Origin of the sequence: Alteromonas sp. KUL17, from assembly GCF_006538305.1 — a bacterium.
Classification (GTDB): Bacteria; Pseudomonadota; Gammaproteobacteria; order Enterobacterales; family Alteromonadaceae; genus Alteromonas; species Alteromonas macleodii.
This window is the reverse complement of the sequence record NZ_BJKJ01000024.1, coordinates 1-20,508: the sequence shown is the minus strand read 5'-3', so window position 1 is coordinate 20,508 and position 20,508 is coordinate 1. Positions and strand designations below refer to the sequence as shown.

The window sequence follows — 20,508 nt, the reverse complement described above, 5'->3', positions numbered from 1 at the left end:
TTAGTCGCTTAATTCGCCGCGCAAGTTTTGCGTTAATAGATGGCTTATTTCCTCAAAAGGAAGCCCTTTACTTAATAAGTAGTGCAGTTTCGCGAGGGCAGCCTCGGGCGTCATATCGCTACCCGATAAAACTCCTACTTCTTGTAGGCCATGGCCAGTGGCATAGCCACCCATGTTTACGCGACCGCGCATACACTGGGTACAATTCAAAACAGGAATTTCTCTGGCTTTTGCGTATTTTAACTGTGCAATAAGTTCAGGGTTCTGAGGTGCATTGCCCACACCATAACTCAGTAAAATCAACGCGTTCACAGGTTGCTGTAGCGTGTTTTTAATCACCTCTGGCGCAATACCGGGATACAAACTTACCATGCCGATCGGTTGGGCTTTGACGTTCGATACCGTTAAGGTGTTATTTGGTGTCTTCGCTAATTCACCGGCTTTCAGACGAATGTTAATGCCAGCTTCTAACAGTGGAGGAAAGTTAGGGGAGTCAAAGGCACTGAATCCATCTGCATCTACTTTGCGGCTGCGGTTGCCACGAAGTAGTCTATTGTTGAAGAACAGTCCGACTTCGGCAATGGGGAAGTTCGCGGCAACATATAACGAGTTTAGAAGGTTGACTTGACCATCTGAGCGAAGCTCTGCCAGTGGAATTTGAGAACCGGTAACAATGACAGGTTTTGACAAATCCTCAAGCATGAAACTCAACGCCGAGGCGGTGTATGCCATGGTGTCTGTACCGTGCAAAATAATGAAGCCATCGTACTTGTCGTAGTTGTCGGCGATATCATCGGCAATACGCTGCCAATCAGACGGGTCCATGTCTGATGAATCGATAAGGTTATCGTATTCATGCAGGGTAAAAAGGGGCATTTCAGAACGGTGAAACTCCGGCATCTTTTTCAGTGTGTCTGACAAGAAGCCTGCAGCGGGTACGTAGCCTTGTTTAGACGGCTTCATACCAATAGTTCCACCTGTATAGGCAATATATATATGTTTGCGCATGAAATGACCTTACCCTTAATTTGGGAATACTTTTCAAAAGGGGATAGCGTAATTTGACGGGCATTCTAACAATACCCACGGGTTTGTCACCCTGAAATACGAAGGCACAAAAAAGCGGTGAAGATCACCGCTTTTATTCTGTATCAACTTTTTAGCAACGTTAGGCTGAGCCCTATGCTGAAGTTCGGTACTACTTAACTTCTTTACCCGCTGCTTGTTGGTCTGCATGGTAGCTCGAGCGGACCATTGGGCCACATGCTGCATGCGTGAAGCCAATTTCTTTTGCGTAGTCACCAAGGGCGTCGAATTCCTTAGGGTGTACGTAGCGCTTAACCGGGTAGTGGTGACGGCTTGGCTGAAGGTATTGACCCAGCGTAAGCATGTCCACATTGTGAGCGCGCAGATCATCAAGTACGCCTTGAATTTCTTCGTTCTCTTCGCCCATACCCATCATCAGACCAGATTTGGTCATCACGTCAGGGTGTTGCGCTTTAAACTTCTTAAGCAAATCCAACGACCATTGGTAATTCGCGCCAGGGCGACATTCACGGTATAAACGCGGGATCGTCTCTAAGTTGTGGTTGAACACATCAGGCACGCCGTCTTTGAAAATCTCAAGTGCACGATCCATACGTCCACGAAAATCGGGTACTAATACTTCGATTGTCGTTGTTGGACTGTGTTCGCGAATGGCGTTAATACAATCTACGAAATGCTGAGCGCCACCGTCGCGAAGGTCATCGCGGTCAACAGAAGTAATAACCACATAGCGCAAATTCATTTCTGCAATGGTTTTAGCCAGCTTCTCAGGCTCTTCTGCACTAGGAGGCAGAGGTTTACCGTGGGCTACGTCACAGAAAGGACAACGACGAGTACAAATATCACCTAGAATCATAAAGGTGGCTGTACCGTGGTTGAAACACTCGGCAAGATTAGGACAACTCGCTTCTTCACACACAGAGTGAAGATTGTTTTTGCGAAGTGTCTGTTTGATGTGATCAATTTTCTCGGTAGTACGAGGAAGCTTGATTTTAATCCACTCCGGCTTGCGCAGCATTTCTTCCTTTTCAGTAGGAATAATAGTGACGGGAATGTGTTTTACTTTTTCATCATCACGGAGTTTTATCCCCGCTTGAGGTCGTGCATTACTCATCAAAACCTTCTTTGTATGTTGGCTGTGCAATGGAAAGCGCTTCTAGCAACAAATGCGTTAATTCATTACCAGCGGTCTCAAGCGTAGTTGGACCATTGAGGCGCGCGGTATCGATCATTTCCATACCGGCATAACCGCAAGGATTAATACGCTGAAACGGTGATAAGTCCATATTAACATTTAAAGCTAAGCCATGAAACGAGCAGCCATTACGTATTCTTAAACCTAATGAACAAACTTTCTTCTCATCGACGTATACGCCAGGCGCATCGGGCTTTGGATACGCGGTTACGCCGTATTTTCCAAGTAGTCCGACCACCGCTTCTTCCATAGCAGTGACTAAATGGCGAACACCTAGCTTTCTGCGCTTAATGTTTAGCATCAGATAAATAACTTGTTGGCCTGGACCGTGATAGGTTACTTGGCCGCCTCGGTCAACCTGAACAACAGGAATATCACCAGGCCTAAGTATGTGTTCAGCTTTGCCTGCTTGTCCTTGCGTAAAGACGGCATCGTGTTCAACAAGCCAAATTTCATCTTGGGTGTTTTGGTCTCGCTCATCGGTGAAGCGTTTCATTGCCTCGAAGATAGGCTCATACGGCTGACGCCCTAACTGACGCACTATAACGCCGTTTGCGTCAGACACTATCGACTGCTCATTCACTTAAAGTACAACCCTAACCAGCTCTAATTTGGCAAGTTCAGTGTAAATGGTTTCCATGTGCTCTTTGCTGGTTACACGCACACTGATAGAAACCGAGTGGTAAGTACCTTTACTACTTGGTTTTACGTTAGGCGAGTAATCACCTGGCGCGTGTTGCTGAAGGCAGCTCACTACCTGTTGAGGTAGGTCTTCATGAGCAACGCCCATGACTTTAAACGTTTGGTTTGTTGGAAAATCTAGTAATTCGTCGAAACGGGTATCCATGCGATATCCTTGGTACTTAAAATATCATATAAAAAAACGGCCAGATTGTAACAAATCTGGCCGCTTCACAACTAGCTTTTTAACGTATTCAGTAAAGGTGTTTACTCGTCGTCAAATCCTAGCTGAAGCATAATGTAGTCTTTCATGCGATTAAAGAAGCTGCCTTCTTTTACTTCTTGAAGGGTAACTAGGGGATAGCTAGCCACATCTTCACCGTCTAGTTGTAGATAAAGTTTTCCAACAACCTGACCTTTTGCAAGTGGTGCTTCAAGCTTGTCATCAAGTTCGAAGTTAGCTTCTAAATTAGCCGCCTGACCGCGTGGAATAGTAATGGGGGTAGATTGATTAATTCCAAGGTCTACTGTCTCTCTATCACCCATATAGATGCGGTGAGCAACGAAACTATGGCCCGCTTGGTATGGCGTAAGTGTCTCGTAAAAACGGAAGCCATACTTAAGTAGCTTTTTGTTTTCAACTTTACGTGCACGTTCGCTATCAGTCCCCATAACTACAGAGATTAGACGCATACCTCCTTGCTCTGCAGAAGTGATTAGGCTGTAGCCCGCATCAGACGTGTGGCCAGTTTTAATGCCATCAACGTTTAAGCTTTTGTCCCACAACAGGCTATTGCGGTTGTATTGCTTAATGCCGTTGTAGGTGAATTCCTTCTCGCTATAAATCTTGTACATTTCTGGCGTTTCTGCGATAAGCGCGCGAGACAGAATTGCCATGTCACGTGGTGTGGTGTAGTGATCAGGATCGTGTAAACCGTGAGCGTTTACCCAGTGTGAGCTTGTCATGCCCAGTGATGCTGAATGAGCATTCATCATGCTGGCAAAAGCAGATTCTGAACCTGCTACGTGTTCTGCCATAGCAACACAGGCGTCGTTACCTGACTGCACAACAATGCCGCGCAGCAAGTCGCGTACAGAAACTTGTGTACCTACTTCGATGAACATTTTTGAAGAATCTGGGAATTTCTTCGCCCATGCGTTTTCCGAGATAGTCACTTCGTCGTCTAAGCTGATGTTACCGGCCTGTAGTTCTTTACCAATAACATAAATGGTCATTATTTTCGTCAAGCTCGCAGGAGCAAGCTGCATGTCCGCATTTTTAGATGCAATCACATGACCCGTTTCAAAGTCGGTAAGAAGAAAACCTTCTGCGGCAACTGAAGGAGCAGGCGGAGTGACTACGGCAGCATTTGCTGTGTGTAGTAAAGTGCCTATCACCAAAAAGGCAAATGAAAGTAATGACGGTTTAGCGCGTTGAATTATTCTGAGCATGGTTCTAATTTCTTTGACCGTTTTATCCGTGTGAGTTAAAGCTTACCCTATTGTTGCGATGACCGCGAAACGATGACCGCAAAACATGGCTACCCAATTTTAGCTTTTGTCCAGTTCGTAACCGAATTCTGTTGTTTCACCCCGTTCTTAAACAAAGGCGGCGAGAGATCTTAACGAAAGGCTGCTTATAAGACTAGGTTTTATCAAAAAAGTTTACGTGATTGTAGGTATTAGGCGAAGAAACCGTGATATTGCCTGCTGAATGACACAATGCTGCCACAATGTCGTTGTTTTTATGAGCGTGCAACAACCCAACTAACTACATGGTCTGTGTAATCGCGTAAGCGTTGGGATAGCCATTTTGCTTTAATTGTTCAAGAACCTCCGCGACGACAGCTTCATCGTGGATAGGGCCAAGCTGTAGTTTATAAATGTTATCTGCTACTGGCAGGTGAGCGGGAATTTGATATAACGCCGATAGCACATTAGAGATAGATTTTGCCTTCTCGGCGTTTGAAAGTGCAGCAACTTGAATATAAACCGCATCACTTACCGCGTTGCTACTTTTCTCACTTCTGCTTGAGTTGGTATCCGCGCTGTTCGAAGAGGGGGCTAATGGCGGGTTGGGTGAAGTTGCTGCCAAGGCCGGTGCGGGTACTACCGCAATACCCAAGTATTCATCGTAAGTAACAGTTGGACTGTTTCCCACCGTTACATTGTTTTGTTCGTCAAAGTGGATAACTTCAAGTTTGACTCGCGCTGTGCCTTTGCTGTGGTAGCCTAGTTTTACTGCGGCTGCATACGACAAATCGATAATTCTATCATCGTGAAACGGGCCCCGGTCGTTAACGCGGACGATCGCTTGTTTGTTGTTTTCCAAGTTAGTAACACGCACGTAAGAGGGCAGTGGCAATGTTTTGTGAGCCGCGCTCATGGCAAACATATTGTAAGTTTCGCCATTTGAGGTTAAGTGACCGTGAAACTTCTGGCCATACCAACTGGCGTAGCCGACCTCTTCATAGCCTTTGCCAGTATCCATTGGTGTGTAGTGCTTGCCCAGTACCTTGTATGGTCTGCTGTTAAACATGCGGTAGGCTTCGTATTTAGGTACAGCATCAAGTGTTTCTGGTTTTTTGGCAACGTGCTTAGGCGCTGAGTCTTGCTTTTGGGTATAGCGACCAGATTGTGTAGGTGCACTTTGACATCCCACTAATGCCAAAACTATAAAAACAGTTGAGCCATAGCGAAAAAACTGTCCGTTTGCCAGATACTGGTTAACAAGACCCGCATTAACTAAACCCGCTTTTACAAAATCAAGTACCGAAAAAAGGCGCTGCAACATACAAGTTATCTAGACATTAAACGTTTCTGAGTGGCAATGGCCATAAGAATGCCAAAACCTGCCATTAAAGTCACCATAGATGTTCCTCCAAAGCTCACTAGAGGAAGGGGAACACCCACCACGGGAAGTAATCCGGACACCATGCCCATGTTTACAAACACATAAACAAAAAAGGTAAGCGTAATACTGCCGCCAAGTAGTTTTGCATAGGCGTCTTGTGCGCGACTAGAAATAATGAGTCCGCGCATAATAATGAAAATATAGATTGCCATTAGGCACATAACGCCGGTAAGGCCAAACTCTTCGCTGAATACTGAAAAGATAAAGTCGGTGTGGCGTTCGGGTAAAAATTCAAGCTGTGACTGGGTGCCCTGTAGCCAGCCTTTGCCGTCTACGCCACCAGAACCAATGGCTATTTTAGATTGGATAATGTGGTAGCCAGACCCTAGCGGGTCGCTTTCCGGGTTTAAAAAAGTAAGAACCCGCTGTTTTTGATAGTCCTTCATTAAAAAGAACCACATAACAGGTGCAAACGCGCCAACTAACCCGCCTACAACAGAAATAAGCCGCCAGCTCATACCTGCCAGGAATATGGCAAAGATACCTGAACTGGCGATGAGTAATGAGGTCCCTAAATCAGGCTGCTTTGCAATGAGAATGGTGGGCACGACCACCAAACCAAACCCAACGATAATGTGTGACGTGCGTGGGGGCATAGTGAATTTACTGATATACCATGCCACCATCATGGGCACGGCAAGCTTCATCAGTTCAGAGGGCTGAAAACGGATAAAGCCTAGGTCTAGCCAGCGCTGTGCGCCTTTGCCCATATCACCAAATAATAATACGGCAATTAGCATAAGCAGGCCTGCACCATAGGCATAGGTTGAGAAAAACCTAAACACGCCCAAAGGGGCTTGGGCTAACCCAAACATAACGATAAAGCTAAATCCCAGCCTGATAAACTGGCGCTCCATTTGCTCCATATCCTGACCTGACGCCGAGTACAGAGTAAATAGCCCAACACAACTTAGCACGAGTAGCCCGACTAACAGCCAGCCATCGATATGAATGCGCTGAAGAAAACTTATTTTATTAGGGTTTATGGTGGTTCTCTTCACTAGTTTGTCCCTAATTCATTATCACTGTTTGCCGAGTCAGCTTTGGCAGTTTCAAAAACTCGGTCTCTGAAATAGAAATCCATGATTTGACGGGCGACGGGTGCTGCGTTCTTACTACCACCGCCTACGTTTTCAAGGACCACGGTTACCGATATCTCTGGATCATTGAACGGTGCAAAGCCAACATACATGGCATTGTCTCGAAGACGCTCATCAATTTTAGTAGCGTCATATTTTTCATTTTGGCCAACGGTAAACAACTGCGCTGTTCCTGTCTTACCAGCAGAGTCGTAAGGGGTATCTGCAAATGCATGACGCGCGCCGCCTTCTTCGCCACTCACAACATCGCGCATGGCGTTTAACACCACATCCAAATTGTTACGGTTCTTAATCTCTATAGGCCGCAGCGACTTAAGCGGGATAAGGTCGACAGAACTATCGGTGTTCATATAACCGCGAATGATTTGCGGAATATAGCGTTCCCCAGCATTGATCAGCGTGTTAACCGATGTATTTAACTGTACCGGCGTGGTGGTCCAATAGCTCTGTCCTATACCAACGGGGATGGTGTCACCAATATACCAAGGTTGATTAAAGCGAGCGCGTTTCCAGCCTCGGCTAGGCATGTTGGCATCTGACTCTTCGTAAAGATCGATACCCGTGAAATCTCCGAATCCGAATTCGTACATAGATTCACTGATTTTATCGATACCCAATTTATACGCTAGCTCGTAATAATAAGTATCGCACGACACTTCTATTGCTTTTGATACGTTAACTTTGCCATGTCCCCATCGACGCCAATCGCGCCACACGTGCGACACATTTGGCAATTGATAGCGACCTGTATCGTTAATGGTGTAGTCTTTGGTGATAATGCCTTCTTCTAGTCCAACAAAACCAAGGTGCGGTTTAATGGTAGAAGCGGGAGGGTATTGTCCTTGTGTCGCCCTGTTAATTAGCGGGCGGTCTGGCGAATTCAGTAGCGCAGAGTAATTCTTGCTGCTGATACCGTGCACGAATAAATTGGGGTCGTAACTAGGGTTAGAATAAAGTGCCAGTACGCCACCTGTTTTAACATCGGTAACCACTACAGCGCCGCGCATGCCTTCTATTATTCGCTGGGCTTCTAACTGAAGCTCTAAATCCAGGTTAAGTACGATGTCTTTACCCGGTGTTGGTGGCTCAACACTGAGTACACGAATAATTCGGCCTTGGTTGTTTACTTCGACCTGCTGATAACCCACTTTTCCATGAAGCAGCTCTTCGTGGTATTTCTCTATGCCTAGCTTACCGATATCGTGGGTTGCGGCATAATTATCTTCTTGGCCTGCTTCAACGAGTTTTTGTAAGTCTCGCTTGTTAATGCGTGCAACATAACCCAGTGCATGGGTAAGCGTTTCTTTATAAGGGTAATGACGAGCTAAACGCGCTTCAATTTGAACACCCGGAAACTTGTGTTTGCTGGCAGAGAACAGCGCTACTTCTTCTTCGCTTAGCTGAGTGCGAAGCGCAACGGGTTTAAATCTTCGCGTTCCTTTTAGCGTAGATTGAAAGCGTTCAATTTCATCGCTGGTAATGCTCATTAATTCGGTCAGATCTGCAAGGGTTTGTTCGATATCATCCACTTGCTCTGGAATAACTTCCAAACTGAAAACCGGACGGTTCTCGGCTAAAAGCACGCCGTTACGGTCATAAATGAGACCGCGGTTAGGCGCTACGGGTAGCACTTTAATTCGGTTACCGTTCGAGCGGGTTTGATAATCTTCAAACTGGGTAACCTGTAAAGAATAAAGGTTGTTAAGTACAATGCCCAACATGGCAACAACAATAATAAAAGCAATGGTCGCACGGCGCGCGAACAAGTTCGCTTCAGCGGAGTGGTCCCGTATTGCTTGACGTTTTCGTTGCATTGACTTCCTTTGCATTAATAAAGCGACCAATTACTCACGGTGATATGGGTGGTTTTGCGTCACCGACCACGCGCGGTACAGGCTTTCGGTAAGAATGATCCTAACAAGTGGATGGGGTAGAGTTAAGGCTGATAAGGACCACTTTTGTTCCGACGCAGCAATACATTCTGGTGCTAGCCCTTCTGGACCACCAATAAGCAGACTTACGTCGCGCCCGTCCATTTTCCAATTGTCGAGTTGTTTAGCAAGCGTGGGAGTGTCCCAGGGCTTACCCGTTACTTCTAACGTAACAATGCGATTTCCTTTGGGAATAGCGGCTAGCATTTGCTCGCCTTCTTTTTCCAAGATGCGCTTAATATCCGCGTTTTTGCCTCGCTTTCCGGCGGGTATTTCAGTAAAGGACACTGGCATGTCGCTAGGGAAACGACGAATAAACTCATCCACGCCTGTACTTACCCAGCTTGGCATTTTTGTTCCGACCGCGACGATTTGTATACGCACTTCTTTTACCCTTATCGCAGGAATTAGTATTTCACTTATACAATAAAGGCCATACGCATTTGAGTATGGCCTTTATTGACCGTGTTACTGCATGTTTATAGCAGGCGTTTACGCCACTACGACCACAGTTTCTCTAGCTGGTAGAAATCACGGGTTTCATCTTGCATAACGTGCAAAATAACATCACCAAAATCAACCAGAACCCATTCGCCGGTTTCCTTACCTTCCACGCTTCCAGGTGCGTGGCCCGCTTTCTTCGCTTCTACCATGACATTTTCTGCAATAGATGAAACGTGGCGCTTTGAGTTACCTGAACAAATGATCATGGTATCTGTAATACTTGATTTGCCGCGAACGTCTAGTTCAATAACATCACGGCCTTTCATATCGTCAATTTTGTCTTTAACAAACTGTTTGAGCTGTTGACTCTCCAAGAGTTTTCCTCACTTACTTAACTTTTATATAACTGATGTTCGTTTATGTAATCTAAAACGCTTTCTTCTAACCATAAGTTAGATAGGTCAGCATTTGAACTGTTTGGCGTACCCGCTTTTTCAGGCGTAGCAGCACCTGCTAGTACGTCACGAATATCAGTAGATGAAACACTAAACAGCGGTGTGTTGGTTAACACTACATGGCCTGCAGGCTTTGCGTGAATAACATTTTTATCGTTAGCCACATGACAATCTAACCAAGCTTGTATTGCGGGAGGCGGCGAAAATTTTTCGTCGTCTCTGCGCATAACCACTAAGTGACAATAATCGAGCAGGTGTTCCCACTCGTACCATTTATCCAGATTATACAGCGAATCTGCGCCAATGAAAAAACAGATTGTGTCATCGCTTTTCTCTTTAAGTGCACGCAGTGTTTTAACTGTATAAGAGGGTGACGGAAGCGTCAGTTCAATTAACTCTGGAATAAGTCTGTCATTGTTTTGGGCGCAAAGTTCAATCATTTTTACCCGATGGCTTTCTGATACACCTACTGACTTATGCGGAGCTAATTTACAAGGCATGAGATGAACCCGGTCTATACCAATTTCATCTGCTGCTTTAAGTGCCGCACCAATATGGCCTTTGTGCGGCGGGTTGAATGTTCCGCCAAGAATAGCTTTCACGGATGAATTCGATTGAGAAGCGCGAGATAGAGTCACCTAGAATGGCCCATTATGCCTGTAACAAAGGAATTTCGCGAAGGTCCATACCCATGAACATCATGCACAGGTGACACATTTCGACGTAAGGGCGGGCAATGACATTTTGTTTGAATGCATGATCTGACTGAGTCAACGCTTTTTGGATGTCTTCTAACTGCGCGATGCTCAGACGATTCAAGGCACTTTGATAAAAACCTTGCCTATTACGCCAAATCCGAATTTTGCCACTGAATGGGGGCACCGCTTTGCTGCGCTAGTTTTAGTTTCCATAACTGCTCCCACTCTCGAACCAGCGCCCAAATAATGATGTTAGGCTCCAGACCCTCACTCTCTAATCGGTATAGCATTTTTATGCAGCGGGTACTGTCGCCGCTAAGCATAACGTCAACCAGTTGAAACACGTTGAAACGCGACTGATCGACCATCGCCTTTTCAATTTGTTCGTCTGAAATAGACTGGTGTGGATAGAGTAGGGCGAGCTTATCAATTTCTTGCTTAGCAGCAAGCATGTTGCCTTCGCAGAAATCAGCAATCATCTTAGCACCCGACGCTGATACGGAGAGTTGGTGGGCATTTAACTGCTGGTTTAGCCATGCATTGAGCTGCTTGCCTTCCAACGGGTAACACAATACCGACGCGCCCAAATCATCAAGCACTTTAAACCATTTGCCGCGCTGCACGTCTTTGCCAATTTTGGGGCCGTGAACCAGCAACAAAATATCGGGGTTTAATGATGCCGCGACTTCTTGCAGCATTTTACTGCCTTCAGTGCCCGGTTTTCCCGTAGGTAGCTCTAATTCAATAAACTGTTGGCTTGAGAAAAGCGACATGCTTTGTGTGGCTTCAATCAACTGATTCCAGTTAAAGCCCGTTTCAGCAACAAGTACTGTACGCTCTTCAAAGCCATTGGCTTTTGCTTTAGCGCGTATTTGCTCAATGACATCAAACTTCTGCTGGGGTTCATCTCCAAACACCAGATAGCACGGGCGAAGTGCCTTGGTGATATCTTGGCTAAATTGGTTTGGATAAATCTGCATGAAAAATTCTGATGTTTACTGACTAACGGAAGTTGATGCATTTGGTGCAGCGGCTGCCTGACTGGAAAGGCGTCTGATCATGATATCAGCGGCTTCATCGCGCATTTCACTTAGCATCAATTCAAGTTCGCGAGACTTTGCCAACACTTGGTCAGGGTCGTCTTGATAGTCACGTACTACTTCAAATTGCACCATTACCGCTTCCTTACCAGGAAACTGCACGCGGTAACGCACAACATATATCAGTTCATATTCAGCAACTTGACCCGAAGGATAAACCGACAGCAGCTGACGTTCTAATTTCTCTGGAAGCAAATAGATGTTTACGTTTTGGTTAGAGCGCGATGTTTTATCTACGCTAACACTGGATAAACCGTAAACGTTTAAGCGTTTGTCAAGCGCACGCGCCAAGGGCGCGTGTGCTCGGGCACTTTCAATAGCAACGGTGTTTATGTCGTCAGGTAAGCTAGGGCTACTTCGCAAATGAAAGCCACAGCCAGTAACCAATACGGTTCCCAACACAGCGACTGCGAATTGTAAGTGCTTTTTCATCAGTATCTGACCTAGTTAGCTACAATGTTTACAAGCTTGCCAGGCACAACAATCACTTTACGAATGGTTTTACCTTCGATGAATTGCTGAACGTTAGGCTGTTCTTTCGCAGATGCTTCAATGCTCTCTTTGCTTGCATCAGCAGCAATTGTCATCCTAGCGCGCACCTTACCGTTAACCTGAACAATGATAAGCTTTTCGTCTTCAACCAATGCGGCTTTATCAGCCTGTGGCCATGGCGCTAAATCGATATCTTCACTGTGACCCAACACTTTCCATAGCTCGTGAGCGATGTGCGGCGTAATAGGGTTTAGAAGCAACAAGATAGATTCACAGGCTTCGCGCATAATTGCGATGTCCTGCGCGTTTTCTTGTGGTGCTTTTTGAAGGTGGTTTAACAATTCCATCACCGCTGCAACCGCAGTGTTAAAGGTTTGACGACGGCCTAAGTCATCAGACACCTTTTCAATGGTCTTGTGTACTTCACGGCGAAGTGCCTGTTGGTCTTTCGACAGTGCCTTAACATCAATCGCTTCTGGCGTGCCTTTTTCAACGTGTTCGGTCACTAATTTCCAGATACGACGTAAGAAACGGTTTGCACCTTCAACACCAGAGTCTACCCACTCAAGGGTTTGCTCCGGTGGCGCAGCAAACATGGTAAATAAACGCACCGTATCGGCACCGTACTGATCAATAACTTCCTGCGGGTCGATACCGTTATTCTTCGACTTAGACATTTTTGTCATACCGCCGTGAATAACTTCCTCACCATCAGCCGTTAGCCACGCTTTAACAATACGGCCTTTCTCGTCTTTTTCCGTGCTTACTTCTGTAGGCGAGAACCAGGTTTTTTTACCCGACGCGTCTTCACGATAGTACGAGTCAGCTAATACCATGCCTTGACACAGCAAACGCTTGAACGGCTCATCAGAGTTTACCAAGCCTTCATCGCGCAGTAATTTGTGGAAGAAACGCGAGTAAAGTAAGTGCAAGATAGCGTGCTCGATACCACCAATGTACTGATCTACTGGTAACCAGTAGTTAGCTGATGTTGGATCAAGCATGGCGTCGTTGTTAGTAGCACAGGCATAGCGCGCGTAGTACCACGATGACTCCATAAAGGTGTCGAAGGTATCCGTTTCACGTAACGCGGCTTCGCCATTGTATGTGGTTTTTGCCCACTCAGGGTCAGCTTTAATTGGCGAGGTTACGCCATTCATTTCTACGTCTTCAGGCAAAACAACCGGTAGTTGGTCAGCAGGAACCGGAACAGATTCACCGTTTTCCAAATTTAGCATTGGAATAGGTGCGCCCCAGTAGCGCTGACGGCTTACGCCCCAGTCACGAAGACGGTAATTTACTTTGCGCTTTCCACAGCCTTTGCTTTCAAGTTCATCAGCAATACCATTAAATGCGGCATCGAACTCAAGACCGTCGAACTTACCTGAATTGATCAAGCTGCCTTTTTCAGTAAATGCAGAAGCGGTGAGGTCGCACTTATCTTCATCACCTGCATTTGGCGCAATGACTTGTTGAATAGGTAGGTTGTATTTAGTCGCAAATTCCCAATCGCGCTGGTCGTGGCCAGGAACAGCCATTACCGCGCCTGAACCGTAGTCCATCAACACGAAGTTAGCGACCCAAATTGGAAGCTTTTCACCGGTTAGTGGGTGAACAACCTCAAAACCCGTGGCGAAACCTTTCTTCTCCATGGTTGCTAATTCAGCTTCAGCAACTTTGGTGTTTTTACATTCGTCGATAAAGGCCGCTAAATCTGGGTTCGATTTTGCTGCGAATTCGGCAAGAGGGTGCTGCGCAGCCACTGCAACGTAAGTAACGCCGTAGAAAGTATCTGGGCGCGTGGTATATACCGTCAAATCGGCAATGTCGTTAACCGCTGACGCTAAATCGAAGGTAATTTCAACACCTTCAGAGCGGCCAATCCAGTTTGCCTGCATTGCGCGTACTTGGTCTGGCCATTCTTCAAGCTGTTCTAAGTCTTGTAAAAGTTCTTCGGCGTAGTCAGTAATTTTAATAAACCACTGAGGGATCTCTTTTTGCTCAACCAGCGCACCAGAGCGCCATCCGCGACCGTCGATTACCTGCTCATTAGCCAAAACAGTTTGGTCTACAGGGTCCCAGTTCACAGTAGAGTTTTTCTTGTAAACAAGACCTTTTTCGTAAAGACGTGTGAAGAACCACTGTTCCCAGCGATAGTAATCTGATTTACATGTAGTTACTTCGCGATCCCAGTCGTAACCGAAACCCAACGAGCGAAGTTGGTTTTTCATGTAATCAATATTTGAGTATGTCCATTTCGCAGGTGCAGTGTTGTTGTTAATTGCTGCGTTTTCAGCCGGAAGACCAAAAGCATCCCAACCCATAGGCTGCAATACATTTTTACCCTGCATGCGCTGGAAACGGCTGATCACGTCACCAATGGTGTAGTTGCGCACGTGGCCCATGTGAAGTCGGCCACTAGGGTATGGGAACATAGACAGGCAGTAGAACTTTTCTTTTTCTACGTCGTCATTTGCTTTAAACGATTGGTTTTCTTCCCAGTATTGCTGAACGCGTTGTTCAATGTCTTTCGGATTGTACTGATTATCGGCCATGAAACTTAGGCTTCCGCATTAAAAGTTAAAACGTTTATGGGGCGGCATAAGGCGAGTTTGTAGCAACGCCAACTAACCGCGCGTGGGATTCACCCACTTAACATACATATAGCCCAATAGAATAACCCAGCGCTAAGCCATGCCTCAATAGCTTAACACCGAACTTGGCAATATTTATTGTTGCTTGCTTGAAAAGTGAGCATTAATGACACGGTTTTCGTCGATTGAACACCAGAACACGCCCCATTTGCTCATCTTACTTTCTCTTAGCGCCATCTTATCTTGTCGATAAACAGGCCCCGGTGTCGCATCTAATTATTGTCACTAAACGCGGTTAGCGCATTTAGTTGTTGCGCCTGCACTTTGTCGACTACACGAACTAAATTGGCGGCGTCTTCGTTAGATGCTTTTTGGCCATTAAAGTGAATATTACCTGAGGCGTGGTAGGTAAGGGTGACTTTAGTTTTCGGTATGCGACCGTCTTGTGTATTTGCATCCGATGATGTGCTCGATGCTATTGTGCTGAATTCCCATGTCAGTGCACCTGACATACCCATCTCTTGAAGCGGGCCCAAGCCACCTGTCATCACCACTTTTTTGTTCGGTTCAACATAGCTTACCTGCATATGCGCTGCACTCGCCGTGTCAGTCGTTTCACAGAAACAGCCCCCAGCCTGCTCATCTATGCGCAAAGCACCTTTCCACCATGTGTGGTCTTTCGGCCACCACATATCCACATGTTGAATAAAATGAGAGTACACGACTTCAACTGGCGCATAGCTTTCACTCTCATTGGTGATAGAAAACCCTGAGTTATCTGCATAGTTTACGTTAGCGATACTCATTGAAGAAAATGCCGTACCCAGAAAGGTAGCAAGGAAAGAGGAGGTGAGCAGAAGGGGTGAGCGAGTTTTCAATTTTTTTGTCATTGTTATTACCCTGTTTTTGTTCATTGGTTATTGCGCGCGAAACCTGGTCTCGTCGCCAAACGAATTTCGGTTTTTGTGTTTTCTAAGGTAATTGAAAGCAGCTTGCGTTGCTACCTACTTTAAAGCCTTACTGTTACAGGATTCTTCAGAGCTTTGTCTTGACCACATTGTCCTTACGGCTCTGACCTTGGCGCGCTTTTCTTATCGCTGTGATTTTAATGCCCTGTTCCAAATTATGTGGAAGAAATAAATGCAGCGGTTAAATTGAAGTAAGTTCTTTCGTACTTAACTCCTTTTCGGCTTTAATTAAACGCTACACCCTGTGTCGCAAGGTATCAGTTCTAATGAAGGCCACAAAAAGCTCGTAGTGCTTGCCAATTCCTCTCTAAAATCATGAAGGTGGTTGTTTGTTGTGCAATTAGCGATGCAAAGTTGCCTTATTCAGGATAAGCGTTTGACACTAATGTTAATTAGGGTTTCACTTAAGTAAAGAAACAAAGATAGAACAGACATGTCTGTAGACAGTAAATTATATGCGTTAGATGTAGACGCGCTTTCACCTACCATAAATCGCCGAGCGATAAACAGTGCCTTAAAAGATGATGAAGCGCTAAATGCGACCTTCATTGGGCAAGAGCGAGCGCGTGAAGCACTTACGTTTGGGTTAGGTATTAACACCAAAGGCTATAATCTTTATGTGATGGGTGAGCCCGCTACGGGGCGCTTCACTCTAGTGAAGGATTACATTGAACGCCAAGTTGCCCAGCTACTGGCGCCTGATGATTGTTGTTATATCAACAATTTTGACGAAGAGCGCGAACCTGTTGCGCTAAAATTTCCTCCCGGTGGTGGAAAAGCATTCCACAAGGACATGGCTGCGCTTATTGACGATGTCTTAGACTCACTGCCCATTGCTTTTGATAACCCGGGATATCAGCGCCGTCGCGCGTCAATTTCCAGAGAGTTCGAGCAAAAGTACGATGCGGCTATCGATGCGGTAGAGCGTTACGCACAAGCGAATGATGTTGCGCTGTACGAAGAGGGTGGCTCTATTACGTTTTCACCTATCGTTAACGGCAAGCCAATAAGTGACACAGAGTTTGCGTCATTAACTGACGCACAACGGGAAGGGTTTTATACTCTTATTGACGAACTAGAAAACAGGTTAAGCGAAGGCCTGTTAAGCCTGCCTACGTGGAAACGCGAAAACTCTGAGCGTCTTCGTGAGCTTGACAAAAAGACCGCAGAGCAGGGAATTAAGCCGCTGCTAAAAGTGCTTGAGCACAAATACGCATCTGAGCTAGGGGTAATGAAGTACCTCAAGCAGCTTAAAACTGCATTGGTCAATGCTATCTTAGTCATTCACAGTGAAGAGCAGAAAGAAGAGAAGAGTGATGACTTCGACAAGAAGATATTTTTAGAAGAGCAATTTCTTCCTAACGTTTTGGTGTCGAATAAACTCGATGACGCAGCCCCTGTTATTTATGAGCCGAACCCTACTTATCAAAATTTGTTTGGCAAAATAGAGTACACCAACATTCACGGCAGCGTGTTTACCAACTATCGCATGATTCAGCCCGGTGCGCTCCATCGTGCAAATGGCGGTTATTTGTTGTTGGATGTCGACCAACTTATTGAACAACCTTTCGTGTGGGATACTCTTAAGCTTGCCATCAAGTCACAGCGCTTGCGCATGGACTTACCCCAGCAAGATGTGGGTATGGTGAACAATATTACGCTCAATCCACAGCCCATCGACTTAAATGTGAAAATCGTTCTGTTAGGCTCGCGTGATTTATACTACACGCTGCAAGATTACGATGACGAGTTTGATGAACTGTTTAGAGTGTTGGTGGATTTTGATTTGGAAATTCCCGTCACCAGACAGGCGCTTTTTGATTTCGTGGGCAAAGTACGTGCGCACCTTATTCAGTTAGGACTTAAAGGCATTACCGCTAACGCGATGTGCAGGCTAGTTGAGTACTCGTTAAGAATGGCTGAACACAAAGAAAAGCTATCTGCGCACTTCGCTGAAGTTATAGAGCTAGTTAATGAAGCCTATTATTTCTGTCAGAAATCTAATGCCGACACGCTAGAACTTGATCATTTAAAAACAGCATTAAGTGCCAAGAAGCGTCGTACCGGCCGTGTCAGTCAAACGCTTTTAAACGATATTAAAGAAGGGCACGTGCTAATTGCCACTGAAGGAAAAGCGGTAGGTAAAGTAAACGGGTTAACGGTATTGGATATTGGTGACACTGCATTTGGTACGCCTGCACGCATTACGTCTACTGTATTTGCCGGCGCAAGTGGTGTCGTTGATATTGAGCGTGAGGTAGAGCTTGGACAGCCTATTCACTCAAAAGGCGTCATGTTGTTAAACGGCTACTTGGGCAACAAGTATGCCCAGCATTTCCCGTTAACCCTATCGGCAAATATAGCGCTAGAGCAGTCATACGGACACATTGATGGCGATAGTGCATCCCTTGGTGAACTGGTTGCGCTTATCTCTGCGTTGACTGAAATCCCTTGCTTACAAACCTTGGCTATCACGGGTTCCATAAACCAGTATGGTGAAGTGCAAGCGGTTGGCGGTGTGAACGAAAAGATAGAAGGCTTTTTCGACTTGTGTCAACACCGTGGCCTCACCGGCACGCAAGGCGTGATTATTCCTAAATCAAATGCGATTAATTTGGTATTAGACGCCACTGTTATCGATGCTGTGAAAAAAGGGCTGTTCCATATTTACACTGTAGAGACCGTTGATGACGCGCTATCTATTTTGATGGAACAGGAAGCGGGTAAAATAAGCAGTAAAGGTCGTTACCCCAAAAATTCAATCAATTACCATGCCGTAAACCGTCTATACAATATTGCGCTTATTGTTAATGGGGGCGATGGCGAATAGATAAAAACGAAGCGCGTACTTGCAGTGTCGAGACGCGCTTCTTGATTTTTGCATTAATCTTGGTTGATGCGCTAATAAAGAAGCGTTTTTTCAGTAGAACGTGCACACAGCCATTCAATGTTAAACGCAAGTACCAGAGCGCGCTAATCGTGGGTGCTGATGACCAGAGTCTCTGAAATTTTATCTTGGATCGCTTGTCGGTTAGGATCCCAGTAAATTTGCACAAATCCCAACAAGCCAGTTGCTAAACCCGCACCATAACCTCCATAACGACCAAAGCTCTCCCATAGCGACAGTCCAGAACCATCGAGTTTGAGTACTTGTATATTTAGCAGTCGTTTACCTGGAGTTTTTCCATTAAACCAAGCGGTAAACACGCTGTAATAAAGCGCGGCCCAACCAAAGCCTAAGCCAAGCTCAGTAATTAACCCTTTGATCCACGCGACAATGCTGTATGTGTTTGCTGAGGGCTCTGAAGTTGCGTCATCGAAATCTGCTAGGTCACTTTCAATATCTTCAGCTTCCTGTAGGCCATTTTCATGCACACCTTTATTTTGAGCTTGCTCATTTACTCCAATATCATCATTCGCACCATTTTTCTCACCTGGGCGATTAGGCGAGTCGATCACGTTGCTGACAGTTGCATCGTCACGAAAGTAATTAGCCTCATTGGCAGCATCTAACGTAAGCAACACTGTCCAAAAGAGCATGAACGCTCCACCTATTCGAAGAAATGAACGCGTAGTTTTTTTATGGCTTTGATTGGCTACGTTGCGGCTAGCTTTATAAAACGTCACTGTAGCAATAATCGCCAAAAACAGTGCATCCAGTGAGCTCAAAATGGCGACAAATAGTAGGTCAATACACTGAGCCAACCCTCGTTGAAAAGGTGTAGCCAGACGCTTGCCTAACAGCGAGTTAGCCACGCCAAACGCATAGGGCGTGACTATATCCTTTGTTTCAACGGTTTCTAATTTATCTGCAGTATTATTTTCGACATCACTACTTAGAGGTGGCGTATCAATATGTTGATGTGGGGGAGACATTTGCCGTCCACTGTGCTTAACCTAATTCCATAACACTACTTTACACAGTAAGGCGTGTTATTTTAACTCTTTTATCTGAAGGGCAAGCACCCCACAAATACGCATGCAGGATACAGTGTAATCTCTTCAATAGTCGGAATATTTTTCTTTTTAGCAAATAGATAATTTAAGTGTGTTTCACTTAAGCTATTGATTTATAAGCGCGGCATTGGGTTTGCATCAGAGATTATCGAATGGATAACAATGATGCCTTTAAGGAGGTTACGATGTTTAACTCAAAACGAACGATTACAGCAACTTTGGTTTCATTCGCTATGATGGGGTCATCTGCAATGGCACAAGCTAACGTTGACGAGATGAAAACTGCGCAAATGCAAGCAGCTTCAGCGTCAGTGCAACCTGAGTCCAGAACATCTGAGTCTGGTGATACGTGGATTACGTTGACCGGTGAGGTGTCTGCTGTAGATTCAAAATTCTTTACCTTAGATTACGGTGACGGGAATATCTTTGTTGAGTTAAGAGACACTGACCTTGACAGTAATGCCTATGCAAAAATGAAAGGCGAAGAAGTTATGGTAACGGCGCGTCTTGATGATGGCATGTTTTCGAGCGAAAGGTTAGTTGCTCAGAGTGTGATTGTTGATGGTATGGATACTGTTTACTTAGCTGAGTCGGTTAATCAGGCTTCGGCAGACCTTTATTTAAGTACAGCAAGTAACATTGAGTTTGACGATGAAGAAATGGTGCTTGTAGGTACCGTTAAATCAATTGGTAAAGAAGCGTTACAAATTGACGTGGGCGATACCACTCTCACAGTAGAGCTTGATGAGTTAGAGGGCGCACCTGTGGATGCGGATGGTTACCTAACGCTAATGAAAGGCGAGCGCGTGCGCATCACTGGCGAACTAGAAGACGATTTCTTTAATCGTTTCACCGTAGAAGCTGATACGCTAATCAAAATGAAAAGTTAACTATTACTGATAGATAACGCTTTAAAAAAACCGCCGAAAAAT

17 protein-coding genes and 1 pseudogene are annotated in these 20,508 nt (G+C 45.5%); 2 read left to right on the top strand and 16 right to left on the bottom strand.

What is annotated here, in order from left to right:
- The 15 genes and pseudogenes from ansA to KUL49_RS16885 all read right to left on the bottom strand — a co-directional run bounded on the left by ansA (position 1) and on the right by KUL49_RS16885 (position 15,541).
- Positions 1–1,008 (bottom strand): asparaginase, encoded by a 1,008-nt coding sequence (gene ansA / locus KUL49_RS16955; RefSeq protein WP_131138044.1) that lies wholly within the window; start codon positions 1,006–1,008, stop codon positions 1–3.
- 190 nt (positions 1,009–1,198) lie between these two features.
- Entirely contained in the window at positions 1,199–2,161 is a 963-nt protein-coding gene (lipA, locus tag KUL49_RS16950) for a lipoyl synthase (RefSeq protein ID WP_049588697.1), read from the bottom strand.
- Positions 2,154–2,825, bottom strand: a complete 672-nt coding sequence (gene lipB, locus KUL49_RS16945) for a lipoyl(octanoyl) transferase LipB (protein WP_181412775.1) — start codon at positions 2,823–2,825, stop codon at positions 2,154–2,156. The genes lipA and lipB overlap by 8 nt, the downstream gene beginning before the upstream one ends.
- Positions 2,826–3,089, bottom strand: coding sequence for a DUF493 family protein YbeD (gene ybeD / locus KUL49_RS16940; RefSeq protein WP_014949347.1), 264 nt, complete (start codon positions 3,087–3,089; stop codon positions 2,826–2,828).
- Between the two features lie 101 nt (positions 3,090–3,190).
- Complete coding sequence (locus tag KUL49_RS16935) at positions 3,191–4,375, bottom strand: D-alanyl-D-alanine carboxypeptidase family protein (protein ID WP_084081846.1); 1,185 nt, start codon at positions 4,373–4,375, stop codon at positions 3,191–3,193.
- Between the two features lie 319 nt (positions 4,376–4,694).
- Positions 4,695–5,717, bottom strand: coding sequence for a septal ring lytic transglycosylase RlpA family protein (locus KUL49_RS16930; RefSeq protein WP_131138042.1), 1,023 nt, complete (start codon positions 5,715–5,717; stop codon positions 4,695–4,697).
- 5 nt (positions 5,718–5,722) lie between these two features.
- Positions 5,723–6,838 (bottom strand): rod shape-determining protein RodA, encoded by a 1,116-nt coding sequence (gene rodA, locus KUL49_RS16925; protein WP_131138041.1) that lies wholly within the window; start codon positions 6,836–6,838, stop codon positions 5,723–5,725.
- On the bottom strand, positions 6,838–8,751 hold the full coding sequence (gene mrdA, locus KUL49_RS16920; RefSeq protein ID WP_131138040.1) for a penicillin-binding protein 2: 1,914 nt from the start codon (positions 8,749–8,751) through the stop codon (positions 6,838–6,840). Before mrdA ends, rodA begins: the two co-directional genes overlap by 1 nt.
- A 30-nt stretch (positions 8,752–8,781) precedes the next feature.
- Complete coding sequence (gene rlmH / locus KUL49_RS16915) at positions 8,782–9,252, bottom strand: 23S rRNA (pseudouridine(1915)-N(3))-methyltransferase RlmH (protein WP_014949352.1); 471 nt, start codon at positions 9,250–9,252, stop codon at positions 8,782–8,784.
- Positions 9,253–9,368: 116 nt separating this feature from the next.
- A complete protein-coding gene (rsfS, locus tag KUL49_RS16910) occupies positions 9,369–9,686 on the bottom strand; it encodes a ribosome silencing factor (RefSeq protein ID WP_014949353.1) in 318 nt (105 codons plus the stop codon).
- 17 nt (positions 9,687–9,703) lie between these two features.
- Entirely contained in the window at positions 9,704–10,369 is a 666-nt protein-coding gene (nadD, locus tag KUL49_RS16905; RefSeq protein WP_131138067.1) for a nicotinate (nicotinamide) nucleotide adenylyltransferase, read from the bottom strand.
- Between the two features lie 49 nt (positions 10,370–10,418).
- Positions 10,419–11,445, bottom strand: a pseudogene (gene holA, locus KUL49_RS16900) (DNA polymerase III subunit delta).
- A gap of 15 nt (positions 11,446–11,460) precedes the next feature.
- Entirely contained in the window at positions 11,461–11,997 is a 537-nt protein-coding gene (lptE, locus tag KUL49_RS16895) for an LPS assembly lipoprotein LptE (protein ID WP_014976413.1), read from the bottom strand.
- 11 nt (positions 11,998–12,008) lie between these two features.
- The gene (leuS, locus tag KUL49_RS16890) at positions 12,009–14,612 is read right to left on the bottom strand and encodes a leucine--tRNA ligase (RefSeq protein ID WP_131138039.1); all 2,604 of its coding nucleotides are present in this window, start codon (positions 14,610–14,612) and stop codon (positions 12,009–12,011) included.
- A 311-nt stretch (positions 14,613–14,923) separates the two neighbouring features.
- Positions 14,924–15,541 carry a hypothetical protein gene (locus KUL49_RS16885; protein ID WP_014976415.1) on the bottom strand — a complete coding sequence of 206 codons (618 nt, stop codon included), beginning with the start codon at positions 15,539–15,541 and terminating at the stop codon, positions 14,924–14,926.
- Between the two features lie 511 nt (positions 15,542–16,052).
- Between KUL49_RS16885 and KUL49_RS16880 the strand changes: the two genes are divergently transcribed.
- Positions 16,053–18,449, top strand: coding sequence for a Lon protease family protein (locus tag KUL49_RS16880; protein ID WP_131138038.1), 2,397 nt, complete (start codon positions 16,053–16,055; stop codon positions 18,447–18,449).
- 143 nt (positions 18,450–18,592) lie between these two features.
- Here the strand turns inward: KUL49_RS16880 and KUL49_RS16875 are convergent, their stop codons facing one another.
- Positions 18,593–19,495 carry an RDD family protein gene (locus tag KUL49_RS16875; RefSeq protein ID WP_131138037.1) on the bottom strand — a complete coding sequence of 301 codons (903 nt, stop codon included), beginning with the start codon at positions 19,493–19,495 and terminating at the stop codon, positions 18,593–18,595.
- 266 nt (positions 19,496–19,761) lie between these two features.
- On the opposite strand from KUL49_RS16875, the gene KUL49_RS16870 reads away from it, so the two are divergent.
- Positions 19,762–20,466 carry a hypothetical protein gene (locus KUL49_RS16870; RefSeq protein WP_131138036.1) on the top strand — a complete coding sequence of 235 codons (705 nt, stop codon included), beginning with the start codon at positions 19,762–19,764 and terminating at the stop codon, positions 20,464–20,466.
- The last annotated feature ends 42 nt before the right edge of the window (positions 20,467–20,508 follow it).

Excerpts from the sequence above, each read along its gene's own strand:
- lipA (WP_049588697.1), bottom strand. The coding sequence starts at position 2,161 with ATGAGTAATGCACGACCTCAAGCGGGGATAAAACTCCGTGATGATGAA.
- KUL49_RS16885 (WP_014976415.1), bottom strand. The coding sequence starts at position 15,541 with ATGACAAAAAAATTGAAAACTCGCTCACCCCTTCTGCTCACCTCCTCT.
- ansA (WP_131138044.1), bottom strand. The coding sequence starts at position 1,008 with ATGCGCAAACATATATATATTGCCTATACAGGTGGAACTATTGGTATG.
- ybeD (WP_014949347.1), bottom strand. The coding sequence starts at position 3,089 with ATGGATACCCGTTTCGACGAATTACTAGATTTTCCAACAAACCAAACG.
- lptE (WP_014976413.1), bottom strand. The coding sequence starts at position 11,997 with ATGAAAAAGCACTTACAATTCGCAGTCGCTGTGTTGGGAACCGTATTG.
- mrdA (WP_131138040.1), bottom strand. The coding sequence starts at position 8,751 with ATGCAACGAAAACGTCAAGCAATACGGGACCACTCCGCTGAAGCGAAC.
- KUL49_RS16930 (WP_131138042.1), bottom strand. The coding sequence starts at position 5,717 with ATGTTGCAGCGCCTTTTTTCGGTACTTGATTTTGTAAAAGCGGGTTTA.
- KUL49_RS16935 (WP_084081846.1), bottom strand. The coding sequence starts at position 4,375 with ATGCTCAGAATAATTCAACGCGCTAAACCGTCATTACTTTCATTTGCC.
- KUL49_RS16880 (WP_131138038.1), top strand. The coding sequence starts at position 16,053 with ATGTCTGTAGACAGTAAATTATATGCGTTAGATGTAGACGCGCTTTCA.
- KUL49_RS16875 (WP_131138037.1), bottom strand. The coding sequence starts at position 19,495 with ATGTCTCCCCCACATCAACATATTGATACGCCACCTCTAAGTAGTGAT.
- KUL49_RS16870 (WP_131138036.1), top strand. The coding sequence starts at position 19,762 with ATGTTTAACTCAAAACGAACGATTACAGCAACTTTGGTTTCATTCGCT.
- leuS (WP_131138039.1), bottom strand. The coding sequence starts at position 14,612 with ATGGCCGATAATCAGTACAATCCGAAAGACATTGAACAACGCGTTCAG.